Raw genomic sequence first — 14,341 nt, 5'->3', positions numbered from 1 at the left:
CGGGGCGTCGGCCGCGCTGTCGCGTCGATCACGCGGGACACGTCCGGACGGGTCTGCGCTGCAAGGATGGTCGCGTGAGCGCGCACCTGGACCTTCTGACCGGTGACCGTGCGCGCGGCCTCCTGGCCGTGGCCGCGACGGCCGCGGGCGGCGAGCTGGTCGACTGGCAGGTGCGCCAGGTGGACCACCGGCCAGCGTCCGCGACCACCACCGTGGCGTACCGGGCGAGCGTGCTCCGCGACGGCGCGGTGCGGACCACGACGTTCGGCGCCAGCGCCGGCCGCCCGCAGGACCACGGCGCCCCGGGCGTCCTCACGGTGCCCGACGGCGACGCGCGGGTCGCCGTCTGGACCTTCCCCGACGATCCCGCGCTGCCCGCCCTCCGCCGGGCCTTCGACCCGGCGTTCGCTACCGACCTCCTGGCGGAGGCCGGCAGCCGCGGCAGTCGCGGAGGCCGCGACCGCCCCGAGCTCCGCGTGCGCGCGTACCGCCCGACCCGGCGGGCGGTGGTGGAGGTGCGGACCCCGTCGGCCCGGGTGTTCCTCAAGGTGGTGCCGCCGGACCGGCTGCCCGACCTGCACGCCCGCCACGCCATGCTGAGCGGCGCAGGCCTCCTCGTCCCGGCCCCGCTCCGCCGGGACGACGACGGCCTGCTGGTCCTCTCCGCGCTCGACGGCACCGGCATGCGCACGGCCCTGCGCGACGGCGGGGAGCTCCCCGCCCCCCAGGACGTGCTGGACCTCCTGGGTCGGCTCCCGGACGCCGTGGCTGGACTGCCGCGGCGGCGGGCGTGGAGCGAGTCGACGCGCCACTACGCGCGGGTGATCGGCGCCGCGATGCCCGCGGAGGCGGGGCGTGCGGCCGACCTCGCGGGCGGGATCCGGGAGCGGCTCGCCGCCTCGGGCCGCGCGGCCGGGACCGAGCCCACCCACGGTGACCTCTACGAGGCCCAGGTCCTGCTCGACCCCGCCGGACGCATCACCGGCCTGCTCGACGTCGACACCGCCGGCCCGGGCCACCAGGGCGACGACCTGGCCTGCCTCGTGGCGCACCTCGACGTGCTCGCCCACGTGGAGGGGTTCGACCCCTTTCGGCAGCGCGTCCTGGCCCGCGCGTACGCGGAGGGGTTCGCGTCCGCCGTCGACCCGCGGGACCTCGCCGTGCGGGTCGCCGGCGTGCTCCTCTCCCTGGCCACAGGCCCGCACCGGGTCCGGGCGCCGGGCTGGCAGGCGGCGACGTCGCGCCGCCTGGACGCGGTCGCGGGCTGGCTCGCTAGGAACGGCTGGTGAACGCGCCAGACTGCTTCCAGGGTCGCCCACGGACCGCTTCGCGGACCTGGAAGCAGTCTGGCGCGTTCACTTCCCAGGCCGACACCTCGACGTCATCTCACCCCCCTAGGGTGGCGGCGTGACGTCCACACCCCGACCGCGGATCGCGATCTGCGGCATGGCCATCGAGTCCAGCACGTTCTCCCCGCACCGGTCGGGCTGGGAGGCGTTCACCCTGCTCCGCGGCAACGAGCTGGTGCGGCGTTATCCGTTCCTCTGGGACGGCGCACCCCTCCGGCGGACCGCGGAGTGGGTGGGGGTGCTGAGAGCGGGCGCGCTGCCCGGCGGCGCCGTCCCTGCCGACGTGTACGAGGGCGTCCGCACCGAGATCCTGACGGTCCTCGACGCGGAGGGCCCGTTCGACGGCGTCTTCCTCGACCTCCACGGCGCCATGACGGTGCTCGGGTACACCGACGTGGAGGCGGACCTGGTCGCGGAGGTGCGTGCCGTCGTCGGCCCGGGGTGCCTGCTCTCCACCTCGATGGACCTGCACGGGAACGTGTCGCGGGAGCTCGCCGCGGCGAGCGACCTCCTCACCTGCTACCGCATGGCCCCGCACGAGGACGCCGACGAGTCGCGCGAGCGGGCCGCCGCCAACCTGGTCGCACGCCTCACGCCCGGCCCGGACGGCGTGCCGCCCGGCCGCCCGCACAAGGCGTGGGTGAGCGTCCCCGTGCTCCTGCCGGGGGAGAAGACCAGCACGCGCCTCGAGCCCGCGAAGGGCATCTACGCGGAGGTGCCCCGTGTCGAGGCGCTCGACGGCGTCCTCGATGCCGCCGTCTGGGTGGGCTACGCCTGGGCGGACGAGCCCCGCTGCCGGGCCGCCGTGGTCGTGACCGGCGACGACGAGGCCGTCATCTCCCGCGAGGCCGAGCGCCTTGCGCGCCGCTACTGGGACGCGCGCGACGACTTCGCCTTCGTGGCGCCCGCCGGCTCCTACGACGAGTGCGTGGCCGTGGCGCTCGCGAGCGACGCCCGGCCCTTCCTCCTGTCCGACTCGGGCGACAACCCCACGGCGGGCGGCGCGGGCGACGTCACCTGGACGCTCGCCCGGCTCCTCGACGAGCCGGCCTTCGCCGCGCCCCCCGAGGCGGGCGGGCGCACCGCGATCTACGCGTCCTTGCCCGACGCCGGGGCCGCCGCCCGGGTCGCCGCCGCCGGACCCGGCGCCACCGTCGAGGTGGAGGCCGGGGCGAGGGTCGACGACGGCCCGCACGGCCCGGTCACCCTCCGGGGCGTCGTGGAACATGTGCGCACCGACGACCCGGTGGGCGGGATCGTGGCGGTGATCGCGGTGGGCGGTCTGCGCGTGATCCTCACCGAGCGGCGCAAGCCGTACCACTCGGAGTCGGACTTCACGTCGATCGGGCTGGACCCTCGGGGCACGGACGTGGTGGTGGTGAAGATCGGCTACCTGGAGCCCGAGCTCTACGACCTGGCCGAGGACTGGATGCTCATGCTCACCCCCGGCGGCGTGGACCAGGACCTGCTGCGCCTGGGCCACAAGAACCTCGCGCGGCCCGTGTACCCGTTCGACGCCTTCGACGAGGAGCCTGACCTGCGGGCCGCGCTGCTCTGAGGAGCCCTCACCGTGCCGGGCGGGCCCGGAAGAGGCCGGGGCCGGCCAGGTGCCCGTGCGCACCGGCCGGCCCCGGGGATCAGAGGTGGAGCTGCCACTCGCTCTGCACGCCCGCCGGGGCGAAACCCAGCGCGACGTTGATCGCGAGCATGTGGTCGTTCTCCTGGGCGTTCCACGTGTGGACGCGCCGCGCGGCGGGGTTCGCACGCGACAGCTCGTCGAGGACGGCGACCTTCACGAGCAGCCCGAGCCGGTGCCCGCGGTGCTCGCGGAGCACGAGGGTGTCGTCCTGGAAGACCACCTCCGGCCGGTCCTCCGAGAACGACACGCACGAGAACCCGGCCAGCGTGTCTGACTCCTCGTGCTCGGCCGCGGCGAGGACGAACCGGCTGCCGCCGGCCAGCATCGCCCGGTGCTTGTCGCGGACCCGGTCGGCGTCCCAGGGGTCTTCCTCGATCTCGAGGCCGGCGTTGGGGGCGTCGGTGGACATCCGGGTGTACAGCGTCGCCAGACCGGCCAGACGCTCCTCGGGCACCTCGTCGCACCACACGTGCACCCGGTACCCCGACGCCGCGGCGCGGGCGCCCGCGCGCAACGGGTCCAGGCGCCCGGCCGGGACAGGGACCGGCAGGTGTGAGTGCCGGTCCACCTGCTCGAGCACGAAACCCTGCCGCAGCGCGAACTGGGCACCCGGGTCCGAGCGGGGGAAGCGGCCGCTGCCGGTGGGCGGCACGAGGGCGTCCGGCCCTGGCGGCGGTTCGGCGCCGCCCAGGTCGGCGTCACCGACCACCACCGTGCGGCCCGCCGCACGGAGGTCAGCGAGGCACGCCTCCCAGAGTGCCGTGCCGACGCCCTGGCGACGCCAGCCGGGCAGCACACGGACGTGCGCCAGAGCCAGGTGCGGGTTGCTCCGCATCGGCAGCCCCACGACCGCCCGGCCCACCACGGACTCCGGCGACGGCGCTGCGGAGCCGTCCGTGCCGCCGTCGGCCACCGCGACGTACCGCAGCACCCGTTTGTGCTCCTGCTCCTCGACCATCGTGGTGAGGATGGTCCGGGCGTCGAGCGCGAGGTCGTCGTAGCCCAGCCCGTCGAGCTCGACGGCCCGGTCCACGAGGACCGACCCGTGCACGGCCCAGGCCTCGGGGGAGGCGAGCGGGTCGTCGCCGGCGGGGACAGGGACACGCAGCACGCGGACCCGCGCGGTCACGAGTTCACCATGCCGTGGTACGCCTTGCGCGGGGGAGGTCATGCCCCCACCCTCCCCGGCCGTCGCCGGGTCGGCCACCTCTTTTCGCGCCTCAGGCGTTCTCTGGCCTCAGGCGGCAGGCGGGGCGCAGGACGCCCGCTCCACCAGGCTGGTGGGCAGGCGGAGGTGCTGTTCCCGCTCCGAGCCGTCGAGGAGGTCGATGAGCATCCGCAGCGCCTCGGCGCCCATCTGGTGCAGCGGCTGGGCGATCGTGGTGAGCGGCGGCGTGCAGGTGGCCGACTCGGGAACGTTGTCGTAACCGATGACGGACAGGTCCTGCGGTACGCGGAGGCCCATCTCGTGCGCCACCTCGATCATGCGGATCGCGGAGAGGTCGTTGGCCGCGAAGACGGCGGTGGGCCGGTCCTCGCGGTCGAGGAGCTCGTGCGCGGGCGCGTCGGCGCGGTCGGGGCGGTAGCCACCCACCCGGACGAGGTCCGGGTCGACGGCGAGACCGTGCGCGGACATGGCCTCTCGGAACCCGAGCTCGCGCAGGCGGGCCGACTCCAGGTCGGGGCGTCCGCCGAGGTAGGCGATGCGGGTGTGGCCCAGGCCGATGAGGTACTCGGTGGCGGTCCGGGCGCCCTCGAGGCTGTCGGAGTCGACGGTCGGCGCGCCGGACGGGCCCGTGTGCGGGTCGATGGCGACCACGGGGACGCCGTCGTGCACCGGGGCGACCACCGTGGGCGTGACGATGACGGCACCGTCGATGAGCGTGCCGCCGAGGCGCGACACGGAGCGGCGCTCCCAGCCGACGCGGTCGGCGCCGGCGGTGCTGCCGCCCGAGTAGGCGAGCAGCTCGTAGCCCGTGCCCTCGATCGCTGCCGAGATGCCCTTGAGGAGCTCGGTGCTGAAGGGCTCGAACTCGGCGACCAGCACGCCGATCACGTTGGTGCGCCGCCTGCGCAGCGAGCGCGCGACGAGCGAGGACTCGTACCCGAGGTCCTCCACGACCTCCAGCACGCGCTCCGCCGTCGACGCGGCAACGCCATACCTGCCGTTGACCACCTTCGACACCGTCGCGACCGAGACTCCGGCCACGCGCGCCACGTCGGTGATCGTGACTCGCCCAGGGCGGTCGACGCCGTCCGTGCGCGCCGCTGAGCGCGGCTCGGGCGTGAGCCGGGTCCCGGACACCGCGCTGCTGTCCGACGGCGTCGTGGTCGCCAGATCCTTTGTCGCACCTGCCCCGAGCCCCACGGTGGGCTCGGGAGTGTCTCCCGCACTCTGCACAGTCAGACAGTACCTTGGGTAGCGGTTGGCGATGGTGTGGTAGACGACGTTGCGAAAACGTTATCGCAAACGTTTGACTCCTCACAGGGTCACCTGCCACTGTCGTACTCGACAGCATCCGAAACTGTCGACCCGTCGACGACGACCAAGGGGTTTCACGATGACCAGGATGAAGCGAGGCACCGCAGCCATCGCGCTCGGCGCGACCGTCGCGCTCTTCGCAGCCGCTTGTGCGGGCTCGGGCGGACCCACCGACGCAGGTGAGAACGCCGACGCCGACACCATTACGTGGTGGCACAACTCGAACACCGGCGAGGGCAAGGAGTACTACGACAAGGTCGCCGCCGACTTCGAGGCCGAGACCGGCGTCAAGGTCGAGCTCCAGGCGATGCAGCACGAGGACATGCTCACCAAGCTGCAGGCGGCCCTCCAGTCCGGTAACGCGGACGAGATCCCCGACGTGTACATGAGCCGGGGTGGCGGCGAGCTCAAGAACGAGGTCGAGGCCGGCCTGGTCCGCGACCTCACCGACGCGGCCGCGGACGAGATCGGCAAGATCAGCGCCTACACCGAGCAGTACGAGGTGGACGGCAAGGTCTACGCGCTTCCCTACACCATGGGCGTCGTGGGCTTCTGGTACAACAAGGACCTCTTCGAGCAGGCCGGGATCACGGACGTGACCTCGAACCCGACGATCGAGGAGTGGTACGGCTGGGTCGACAAGCTGAAGGCGGCCGGCATCGAGCCCGCAGCCGTCGGCGCCGGCGACAAGTGGCCCGCGGCCCACTACTGGTACTACAACGTGATCCGCGAGTGCCCGAACGACACGATCGAGGCCGCGATCGAGAGCAAGGACTACTCCGACCCGTGCTTCGTCACGGCGGGCGAGCACCTGGTCGACATCGTCAACCACCAGCCGTTCAACGCCGGCTTCCTCGCCACCAAGGCGCAGGAGGGCCCGACGTCGGCCTCCGGCCTGCTCGCGACCGGCAAGGTCGGCATGGAGCTGGCCGGCCACTGGGAGCCTGGTGTGGCTGGTGGCCTCACCGAGGACGGCAAGGTCCCGAGCTTCCTCAGCTGGTTCGCGTACCCGACCTTCGACGGTCAGGGCGGCGACCCGACGACGATGATGGGTGGCGGTGACGCGTGGTCCGTCTCGACCAGCGCCCCCGACGCTGCCGTGGACTTCGCCAAGTACCTCCTGAGCGACGAGGTCCAGGTGGGCTTCGCCGAGCTGGACATGGGTCTGCCGACCAACCCGGCCGCTGCCGACTCCCTGTCCGACGCCGCGCTGGCCGAGCTGCTCAAGGTCCGTAACACGTCGACCTCGGTGCAGCTCTACCTCGACACGCGTCTGGGCCAGTCCGTGGGCCAGCCGATGAACGACGAGATCGCCCTCGTGTTCGCCGGTCAGAAGGGTCCGCAGGACATCGTCACTGCGGTCCAGACCGCGGCTCAGTCGGAGTGATCGACGTGGCAGACGGAGCGCGCGCCCGCCGGGCGCGGAACGCCTCGCCTGCGACGTCCTCCCGCCACGCCGCCGGCAGCGCCTTCGCGCTGCCGGCGGCGCCGGTGCGGGGCGGACGGCGCGGCGCCGGACCGATCAGGCGCAAGGGACCCGACCGCCGCAAGGCGCTCGAGATCGCGGTCTTCGTGACGCCCGCACTGGTGTTGTTCTTCCTGTTCGTGGTGTGGCCGATCCTCACGGCCATCCAGCTCTCGATGTACAAGTGGAAGGGCTTCGGGCCCCTCACGAACTTCGTGGGCATCGACAACTACACCGCGGTGCTCAGCAACCCGTACTTCATCGAGGCTGTCGGGCACAACTTCATCGTGGTCATCATGTCCGTGGTGATCCAGCTGCCGCTGGGCCTCGGCATCGCGCTGCTGCTCAACCGCAAGATGTGGGGCCAGGGCCTGCTCCGCACGATCATCTTCGTGCCGTACGTGCTCGCCGAGGTCATCGCGGGTGTCGTGTGGGCCCAGCTGCTGCTCCCCAAGTACGGCATGGTGGACGCGCTCCTGAAGTCCGTGGGCCTCACGCCCCCGGAGCAGGGCTTCCTCGGGGACCCCTCGATCGCGATGGGGACCGTCATCGCTGTGCTGACCTGGAAGTACCTCGGCCTCGCCGTGATCCTCTTCCTCGCCGGCCTGCAGGGCGTGCCCGACGAGCTCTACGAGGCGGCCCAGCTGGACGGTGCGTCGTGGTGGCAGGTGCAGCGCAACATCACGATCCCGCTGCTCGGCCCGACCCTGCGGACGTGGGCCTTCCTCTCGATGATCGGCGCACTCCAGCTCTTCGACATGGTGTGGATCCTCACCGGCGGTGGCCCTGCCAACGCCACGACCACCATGGCGACCTTCCTCATCAGCCAGGGCACCAAGGCGTCGAACTTCGGCATCGCCGGGGCCGCGTCCGTGATCCTCTTCGTGATCGCCCTGGTCATGGCCGTCTTCTACCAGGTCTTCATCCTGCGCCGTGACGTCCAGCCCGACAACGACCGGAAGAACCGGAAGAAGGTGAAGCGATGAGCGTCGCACCGACGTCGGACCTCTCGATTGCCCCCCACGTGCGGCGTCGCAAGTCGTCCTCCGACTCCTTCCGGGGCGGTAGCCCCCTCATCTACGGCATCGCGCTGGTCGTGGTGGCCGTCACGCTCGGCCCGGTCATCTACGGCGTCCTGGGCGGTTTCCGCACCAACGCCCAGCTGGCCGCGACGCCGGCCGGCCTGCCCAGCCCGTGGGTGCTCGACAACTACCTGGGCGTGCTGGCCAACCCGGCCTTCTGGCAGTACACGTGGAACTCGGTGGCTGTCGCGATGATCACCACGGCAGCCGTGGTCGTCTTCGGCACGATGGCCGCGTACCCGCTGGCCCGCTACGAGTTCAAGGGCCGCGAGGCGCTGTACATGGTCTTCGTGCTGGGCCTGCTGTTCCCGGCCGCCGTGGCCATCGTCCCGCTGTTCATCCTGATCACCCAGAACTTCGGGCTGGGCAACACCTGGCTGGGCGTCGCCCTGCCGCAGGCCGCGTTCGCGCTGCCCACCACGGTGATCATCCTGCGACCGTTCCTCATGGCGATCCCCAAGGAGCTCGAGGAGGCGGCGCTGCTCGACGGCGCGTCGCGGATCGGCTTCTTCTGGCGGATCCTGCTCCCGCTCTCGGGCCCGGGCATGGTCACGGTCGGGGTGCTGGCGTTCGTGGGCTCGTGGAACGCCTACCTGCTGCCGCTGCTCCTGCTGCAGGGCGAGAACAAGACCCTCCCGCTGGGCGTGGCCGACTTCTCCTCGGAGCACTCGTCGGACACTGCCGGCGTGTTCGCCTTCACGACCCTCGCGATGATCCCGGCGCTGATCTTCTTCCTCGCCATGCAGAAGCGGATCGTCAACGGTCTCCAGGGCGCCGTCAAGGGCTGACCCGGTTCAACAGAGAGGACACGGTCCCGATGACGGATCTCGATGTCACGCTGCCCGCGATGCCTCAGGTGTCCGAGCGCGTACGGGCTCTGCACGCGCAGATGACCCTCGAGGAGAAGCTGGCGCAGATCGTCGGCTACTGGCTCGACCAGGGCGGCGACGTCGTGGCACCCATGCAGGGGGAGATGGCGGCCGGCCGGAAGGACTCCGGCAAGCTGCCCGAGATCACCGCCCACGGGCTGGGGCACTACACGCGCGTCTACGGCACGCGGCCCGTCGAGCCGGTCGAGCGCGCCGCGTGGCTGTGGGCCGAGCAGCGTCGTCTCAAGCGGGAGACGCGCCTCGGCATCCCGGCGCTGGTCCATGAGGAGTGCCTCACGGGCCTGGCGGCGTGGAAGGCGGCGACGTTCCCGACGCCGCTCGCCTGGGGTGCGTCGTTCGACCCCGCGCTGGTCGAGGAGATGGGTGCGCTCATCGGTGAGTCGATGCGCGAGCTGGGCATCCACCAGGGCCTCGCGCCGGTGCTCGACGTGATCCGCGACGCGCGCTGGGGCCGGGTCGACGAGTGCATCGCCGAGGACCCGTACCTGGTGGGCACGGTCGGCACGTCGTACGTACGGGGCCTGCAGAGCTCGGGCGTGCACGCCACGCTCAAGCACTTCGTGGGCTACTCGGGCTCGCGGGCGGGCCGCAACCACGCGCCGGTCAACGCCGGCCCGCGGGAGATCGCGGACACGTTCCTGCCGCCGTTCGAGATGGCGGTCCTGGACGGCAACGTCCGGTCCGTCATGGCCTCGTACATCGATGTCGACGGCGTCCCGCTGCACTCCTCGGAGGAGTACCTCACGGGCGTCCTCCGGGAGCAGTGGGGGTTCGACGGCGTCGTGGTCGCCGACTACTTCGGCGTCGCCTTCCTGACGGTCATGCACGCGATCGCCGCGGACCGTGGTGGCGCCGCGGCCGCGGCGCTGACGGCGGGTCTCGACATCGAGCTCCCCTCGGGCGACGCGTTCCTGGAGCCGCTGGCCGAGAAGGTGCGCTCCGGCGAGCTCGACGAGGCGTACGTGGACCGGGCCGTGCTGCGTGCCCTGGCCCAGAAGGAGGATCTCGGCCTCCTGGACGAGGACGCTTTCGAGGGCGAGCCGCCCGCGACGATCGACCTCGACTCGCCACGGCACCGCGAGATCGCCCGGCGCCTCGCCGAGGAGTCGGTCGTGCTGCTGTCGAACGACGGCGTCCTGCCGCTCGGCTCGCTGAGCGGCGCGCCCGCACGGGTGGCCCTGATCGGCCCGAACGCGGACCGCTCGGAAGCCCTCATGGGCTGCTACTCGTTCGCCAACCACGTGCTGGCGCACCACCCCGAGTTCCCCCTGGGCTTCGAGATCCCCTCGGTCGCCGAGGCGCTCCGCGGGGAGCTGTCCGACGCGGAGGTCACCTTCGCGCAGGGCTGCGACGTCGAGGGCGACGACACCTCCGGCTTCGCGGAGGCCGTGGCGGCTGCCTCGGCCGCCGACGTGGCGGTCGTCGTCGTCGGTGACCAGGCGGGCCTCTTCGGCCGGGGCACCGTGGGCGAGGGCAACGACAGCGAGTCGCTCGAGCTGCCGGGCGTCCAGCGCCGGCTCGTCGAGGAGGTCGCCGCCACCGGGACCCCGGTGGTCATGGTGCTCCTCACCGGCCGCCCCTACTCGATCGGCTGGGCGCTCGACGGCGACCAGGCGAAGCCGGGCGCCGTGCTCCAGGCGTTCTTCCCGGGCGAGGAGGGTGGGACCGCCCTCGCCGGCGTCATCACGGGCCGGGTCAACCCCTCGGGCCGCCTGCCGGTCTCGCTGCCCCGGTCCACAGGGTCGCAGCCGTACTCGTACCTGCACCCGATCCTCGGGGGCCCGTCCGAGGTCACGTCGACGGACTCCACGCCGCTGCGGCCGTTCGGCTTCGGCCTGTCGTACACCACGTTCACGCACGACGAGCTCGTGGTGGACCCGGAGGTGGCCGCCGGCGGCACGTTCCGTGCCTCCGTCCGCGTCACCAACTCGGGTGCCGTGCCCGGCTCCGACGTGGTGCAGCTCTACGGGCGCGACGTGGTGGGCTCGATCGCTCGTCCGACCGTCCAGCTGCTCGGCTACCGCCGGGTGGACCTGGCGCCGGGCGAGGCCGCGACGGTCACGTTCGAGGTCCCGACCACGCGCCTGGCCTTCTCGGACCGCACGCTCACGCGGGTCGTGGAGCCCGGCGACGTCGAGGTGTGGGTGGGAGCCCACGCCGCGGACAACGTCCTCAAGGTGGTCGCCGAGGGCATCGCCGACCTGGACGAGCCCCACGGTGGCACGGACGGCCAGGGCGAGTCCCCGGCGTCGGCCCGCGCGACCGTGCGGATCACGGGCGAGGTGCACCGTGTGACCACGGCGGACCCGCGCTGGGTGACGACCAAGCTGTCCTGACGTAGCGCCGCCGAGGTAGCCCCCCGCTTCGGGGGGCTACCTCGGCGCTTTTCCCGGGGGACAATGGGGCGATGCGCATCGACCTGTGGTTGTGGGCAGTGCGGCTGACCAAGAGCCGTTCGGTCGCCGCCGACCTCTGCCGCACCGGCAAGGTCCGGATCAACGGCGTCCCCGCCAAGCCGGCCACCACCGTGGTGGTGGGCGACCGCGTGACCTGGCGCGAGCCGCTGCGCGACCGGGTGGTCGAGGTCGCCGAGCTGATCCCCAAGCGCGTGGGGGCACCGATCGCCGCCAAGGCGTACAAGGACTTCAGCCCGCCGGTGCCCACGCGGGCAGAGCGGGAGGCCGTGGGTCTCCGCGACCGCGGCACGGGTCGCCCCACCAAGCGGGAGCGCCGCGAGATCGACCGGCTCCGCGGCCGGGACGGACCACCCCCGGAGGCCTAGGGTTCCCCGCATGACGACCGCCGAGCGCATCCAGGCCCTCCTCGCGACGCACCCCGTCTGGGACGGCCACAACGACCTGCCGTGGGAGCTGCGCGAGCAGGCCGCGTACGACTTCGACGCGATGGACATCGCCGGGCCGGTCCCGACCACGCACACCGACCTCCCGCGCCTGCGCGCCGGGGGAGTGGGCGCGCAGTTCTGGTCGGTGTTCGTGCCCGCGACGCTCGCCGGCGGCGCGGCGGTCACCGCCACCCTCGAGCAGGTGGACGCCGTGCACCGGATGGTGGAGCGCTACCCGGACCAGCTGGCGCTCGCCCGGACGGCCGACGACGTCGAGGCCGCCTGGGCCTCCGGCCGCATCGCGTCGCTGATGGGCGCCGAGGGCGGCCACTCGATCGACGCGTCGCTGGGCGTGCTGCGGATGCTCTACACGCTCGGCGTGCGTTACCTGACGCTCACGCACAACGACAACGTGCCCTGGGCCGACTCCGGCACCGACGCCGAGGTGCTCGGCGGCCTCTCGCCGTTCGGCGAGGACGTGGTGCGGGAGATGAACCGGCTGGGGATGCTCGTGGACCTCTCCCACACGTCGGCGGGCACGATGCGCCACGCGCTGCGGGTCACGTCCGCACCGGTGATCTTCTCCCACTCGTCGGCCCGGGCGGTCTGCGACGTCCCGCGCAACGTGCCCGACGACGTCCTGGCCGCCCTGGGCGCGAACGGCGGCGTGTGCATGGTGACGTTCGTGCCGCAGTTCGTCTCGGAGAAGGTGGCGGCGTGGCGCGACGCGGGGCAGCAGGGTCCCCGGCCCCGCGTGACGCTCGACGACGTCGCGGCGCACGTGGAGCACGTGCGCGAGGCGGCCGGCGTGGACCACGTGGGGCTCGGCGGCGACTACGACGGCACGCCCGTGCTCCCGGACGGGCTCGAGGACGTGACGGGCTACCCGCGGCTCCTGGCGGCCCTCGCGGAGCGGGGGTGGTCCGACGCGGACCTGGGGAAGCTGGCGAGCGGGAACGCGCTGCGGGTCCTGCGGGCGGCGGAGGAGGCGGCGTCGGCCTGACGCCGCCCCCTCGCGCGCACCTGCCGTCAGAGGGCCGGCTTCACCGGTCCGTAGAGCCACGCGTCGAAGAAGCCGTCGAGGTCCTGGCCCGACGCCTCCTCGTACACGGCCTGGAAGTCCTCAGCCGTCGCGGCCGAGCCGGCGTAGCGCTCGAGCCAGAGCCGCGCGCCGGCGAAGAACGCCTCGTCGCCCACCTCGAGCCGCAGCGCGTGGAGCGTGCCGGCGCCGCGGTTGTAGACCTGACCGGCGAAGAGCCCCAGCGGTCCGGGGTCGCCGATCGGGAGGGCCCAGTACGACGGCGTGCGCGCCGGCGCGTACCAGGTGTCGAACTGCGCCTGGGTCGTGGCCCCGCCCCGGTGCTCCGTCCACAGCCAGGTGGCGTAGGTGGCCCAGCCCTCGTTGAGCCAGATGTCCTGCCAGCGCTCGGGGCTCACGGAGTTCCCGAACCACTGGTGGGCGGTCTCGTGGGCCACCGTGCCCTGACCGGCCGAGCCCGAGTACACCGCCCGGGTCTGCGTCTCGAGGGCATAGCCCACCGAGTCGTCGTCCACGATCGCCCCGGCGGACACGAACGGGAACGGCCCGAACAGGGACTCGAAGAAGTCGATCATCTGCGGCTGCAGCGCGAGGCTGGCGTCGGTGGTGGCCCGGCGCGTCGGCGAGAGGTCGCGGTCCACGTAGTCGAGGACCGGCACGCCCGACGCGCTGTACGCCACAGGCAGGATCTCGAAGTCGCCCACGCTCGCCGTCGCCAGGTACGACGCCATCGGGTCGGGCGCGTCCCACACCCAGGTGGTCCAGCCGTCGGTCGTGACCGGCTCGCCCACGGGCAGCCCGTTCGCGACGGCCACCTTGCCCTCGGGCACGGTGATCTCGAAGGAGTACGTGGCCTTGTCCGTGGGATGGTCGCTCACCGGGAACCAGGTCATGGAGCCGTCGGGCTCGCTCGCCACGAGGGCGCCGTCGCGCATCGTCACCCAGCCGTACAGGGCCTCCTCGACGTCCTCCGGCCGGGTCGTGGTGCCGCCGTACGCGACGACGACCTCGACGGTCTGGCCCTTCGTGATCTTGGGCCGCGGCTGGACCACCAGCTCCCAGCGGCGCGCTCCGTCGTCGGACACCTGCCAGAAGGCGGCGCCCTCCACCGCGGCGCCCTCCTCAGGCTGCCCGACGGCGGCCGCGGGCCGGCCGTCGACCGAGACGCTCGTGGCGGCGAGGCCGCGGAGGTCGAGCTGGAACCGGTCGAGGTCCTGCGTGGCGGTCAGGGTGATGGTGGCCGTCGCGTCGAGGGTGCCCTCCAGCGGGGCCGGAGCCGGGCCGGGCGGGGTGAACGTGAGGTCGAGGTCGTAGTGCTGGACGTCGAACCCGCCGTTGCCGGAGGCAGGGAAGTACGGGTCGCCGGCGCCCTCGGCCCCGGCCGTGTAGCGCGGGCCCGGCTGTCCGGGCGCGGCAACGGCCGCGGTCCCGGCCGCGAGCGGCCCGACGACGGCTCCCGCCGCCAGCAGGGCTGTCACCTTTGTGACGGTCTTCCTTGTCAGCGCTCTCCTGTGCATCGCGCACCCTCCCGCTCGGAATCGTGATGCGCGTCA

The 14,341-nt window shown here is 72.8% G+C and carries 11 protein-coding genes; 8 read left to right on the top strand and 3 right to left on the bottom strand.

Features of this window, described 5'->3' with window-relative positions; translation table 11 throughout:
- The first annotated feature begins 74 nt into the window (after positions 1 to 74).
- Together D1350_RS20545 and D1350_RS20540 are read left to right on the top strand one after the other, a co-directional pair.
- Positions 75 to 1,289 (top strand): phosphotransferase, encoded by a 1,215-nt coding sequence (locus D1350_RS20545; protein ID WP_125777912.1) that lies wholly within the window; start codon positions 75 to 77, stop codon positions 1,287 to 1,289.
- Between the two features lie 118 nt (positions 1,290 to 1,407).
- A complete protein-coding gene (locus D1350_RS20540) occupies positions 1,408 to 2,907 on the top strand; it encodes a M81 family metallopeptidase (protein WP_206074618.1) in 1,500 nt (499 codons plus the stop codon).
- A 79-nt stretch (positions 2,908 to 2,986) separates the two neighbouring features.
- Here D1350_RS20540 and D1350_RS20535 read toward each other — a convergent pair whose 3' ends face one another.
- Together D1350_RS20535 and D1350_RS20530 are read right to left on the bottom strand one after the other, a co-directional pair.
- A complete protein-coding gene (locus D1350_RS20535) occupies positions 2,987 to 4,117 on the bottom strand; it encodes a GNAT family N-acetyltransferase (RefSeq protein ID WP_125777911.1) in 1,131 nt (376 codons plus the stop codon).
- A gap of 108 nt (positions 4,118 to 4,225) precedes the next feature.
- Positions 4,226 to 5,215, bottom strand: a complete 990-nt coding sequence (locus D1350_RS20530; protein WP_125777942.1) for a LacI family DNA-binding transcriptional regulator — start codon at positions 5,213 to 5,215, stop codon at positions 4,226 to 4,228.
- Between the two features lie 334 nt (positions 5,216 to 5,549).
- On the opposite strand from D1350_RS20530, the gene D1350_RS20525 reads away from it, so the two are divergent.
- From D1350_RS20525 to D1350_RS20500, 6 genes are all read left to right on the top strand, one after another.
- A complete protein-coding gene (locus tag D1350_RS20525) occupies positions 5,550 to 6,857 on the top strand; it encodes an ABC transporter substrate-binding protein (RefSeq protein ID WP_125777910.1) in 1,308 nt (435 codons plus the stop codon).
- 5 nt (positions 6,858 to 6,862) lie between these two features.
- Positions 6,863 to 7,921: a carbohydrate ABC transporter permease gene (locus tag D1350_RS20520; RefSeq protein WP_420807830.1), complete on the top strand. Its 1,059-nt coding sequence runs from the start codon at positions 6,863 to 6,865 to the stop codon at positions 7,919 to 7,921.
- Positions 7,918 to 8,805 carry a carbohydrate ABC transporter permease gene (locus D1350_RS20515; RefSeq protein ID WP_125777908.1) on the top strand — a complete coding sequence of 296 codons (888 nt, stop codon included), beginning with the start codon at positions 7,918 to 7,920 and terminating at the stop codon, positions 8,803 to 8,805. Before D1350_RS20520 ends, D1350_RS20515 begins: the two co-directional genes overlap by 4 nt.
- 29 nt (positions 8,806 to 8,834) lie before the next feature.
- Positions 8,835 to 11,243, top strand: coding sequence for a beta-xylosidase/alpha-l-arabinosidase (locus D1350_RS20510; RefSeq protein WP_125777907.1), 2,409 nt, complete (start codon positions 8,835 to 8,837; stop codon positions 11,241 to 11,243).
- A gap of 71 nt (positions 11,244 to 11,314) precedes the next feature.
- Positions 11,315 to 11,689 carry an RNA-binding S4 domain-containing protein gene (locus tag D1350_RS20505; RefSeq protein ID WP_125777906.1) on the top strand — a complete coding sequence of 125 codons (375 nt, stop codon included), beginning with the start codon at positions 11,315 to 11,317 and terminating at the stop codon, positions 11,687 to 11,689.
- A gap of 10 nt (positions 11,690 to 11,699) precedes the next feature.
- Positions 11,700 to 12,752, top strand: a complete 1,053-nt coding sequence (locus D1350_RS20500) for a dipeptidase (protein WP_125777905.1) — start codon at positions 11,700 to 11,702, stop codon at positions 12,750 to 12,752.
- 26 nt (positions 12,753 to 12,778) lie between these two features.
- On the opposite strand, the gene D1350_RS20495 is transcribed toward D1350_RS20500, so the two are convergent.
- On the bottom strand, positions 12,779 to 14,266 hold the full coding sequence (locus tag D1350_RS20495; RefSeq protein WP_240644247.1) for a M1 family metallopeptidase: 1,488 nt from the start codon (positions 14,264 to 14,266) through the stop codon (positions 12,779 to 12,781).
- Positions 14,267 to 14,341: the final 75 nt, after the last annotated feature.

Source organism: Antribacter gilvus, assembly GCF_003946865.1.
In the GTDB taxonomy this organism is placed as follows: domain Bacteria; phylum Actinomycetota; class Actinomycetes; order Actinomycetales; family Cellulomonadaceae; genus Antribacter; species Antribacter gilvus.
Note: the sequence above shows the minus strand (reverse complement) of the source record. Positions and strands in the feature narration are given on the sequence as shown.

What these genes read in the sequence shown, in the direction of transcription:
- D1350_RS20515 (WP_125777908.1), top strand. Translation starts at nt 7,918, where the DNA reads ATGAGCGTCGCACCGACGTCGGACCTCTCGATTGCCCCCCACGTGCGG.
- D1350_RS20525 (WP_125777910.1), top strand. Translation starts at nt 5,550, where the DNA reads ATGACCAGGATGAAGCGAGGCACCGCAGCCATCGCGCTCGGCGCGACC.
- D1350_RS20505 (WP_125777906.1), top strand. Translation starts at nt 11,315, where the DNA reads ATGCGCATCGACCTGTGGTTGTGGGCAGTGCGGCTGACCAAGAGCCGT.
- D1350_RS20510 (WP_125777907.1), top strand. Translation starts at nt 8,835, where the DNA reads ATGACGGATCTCGATGTCACGCTGCCCGCGATGCCTCAGGTGTCCGAG.
- D1350_RS20500 (WP_125777905.1), top strand. Translation starts at nt 11,700, where the DNA reads ATGACGACCGCCGAGCGCATCCAGGCCCTCCTCGCGACGCACCCCGTC.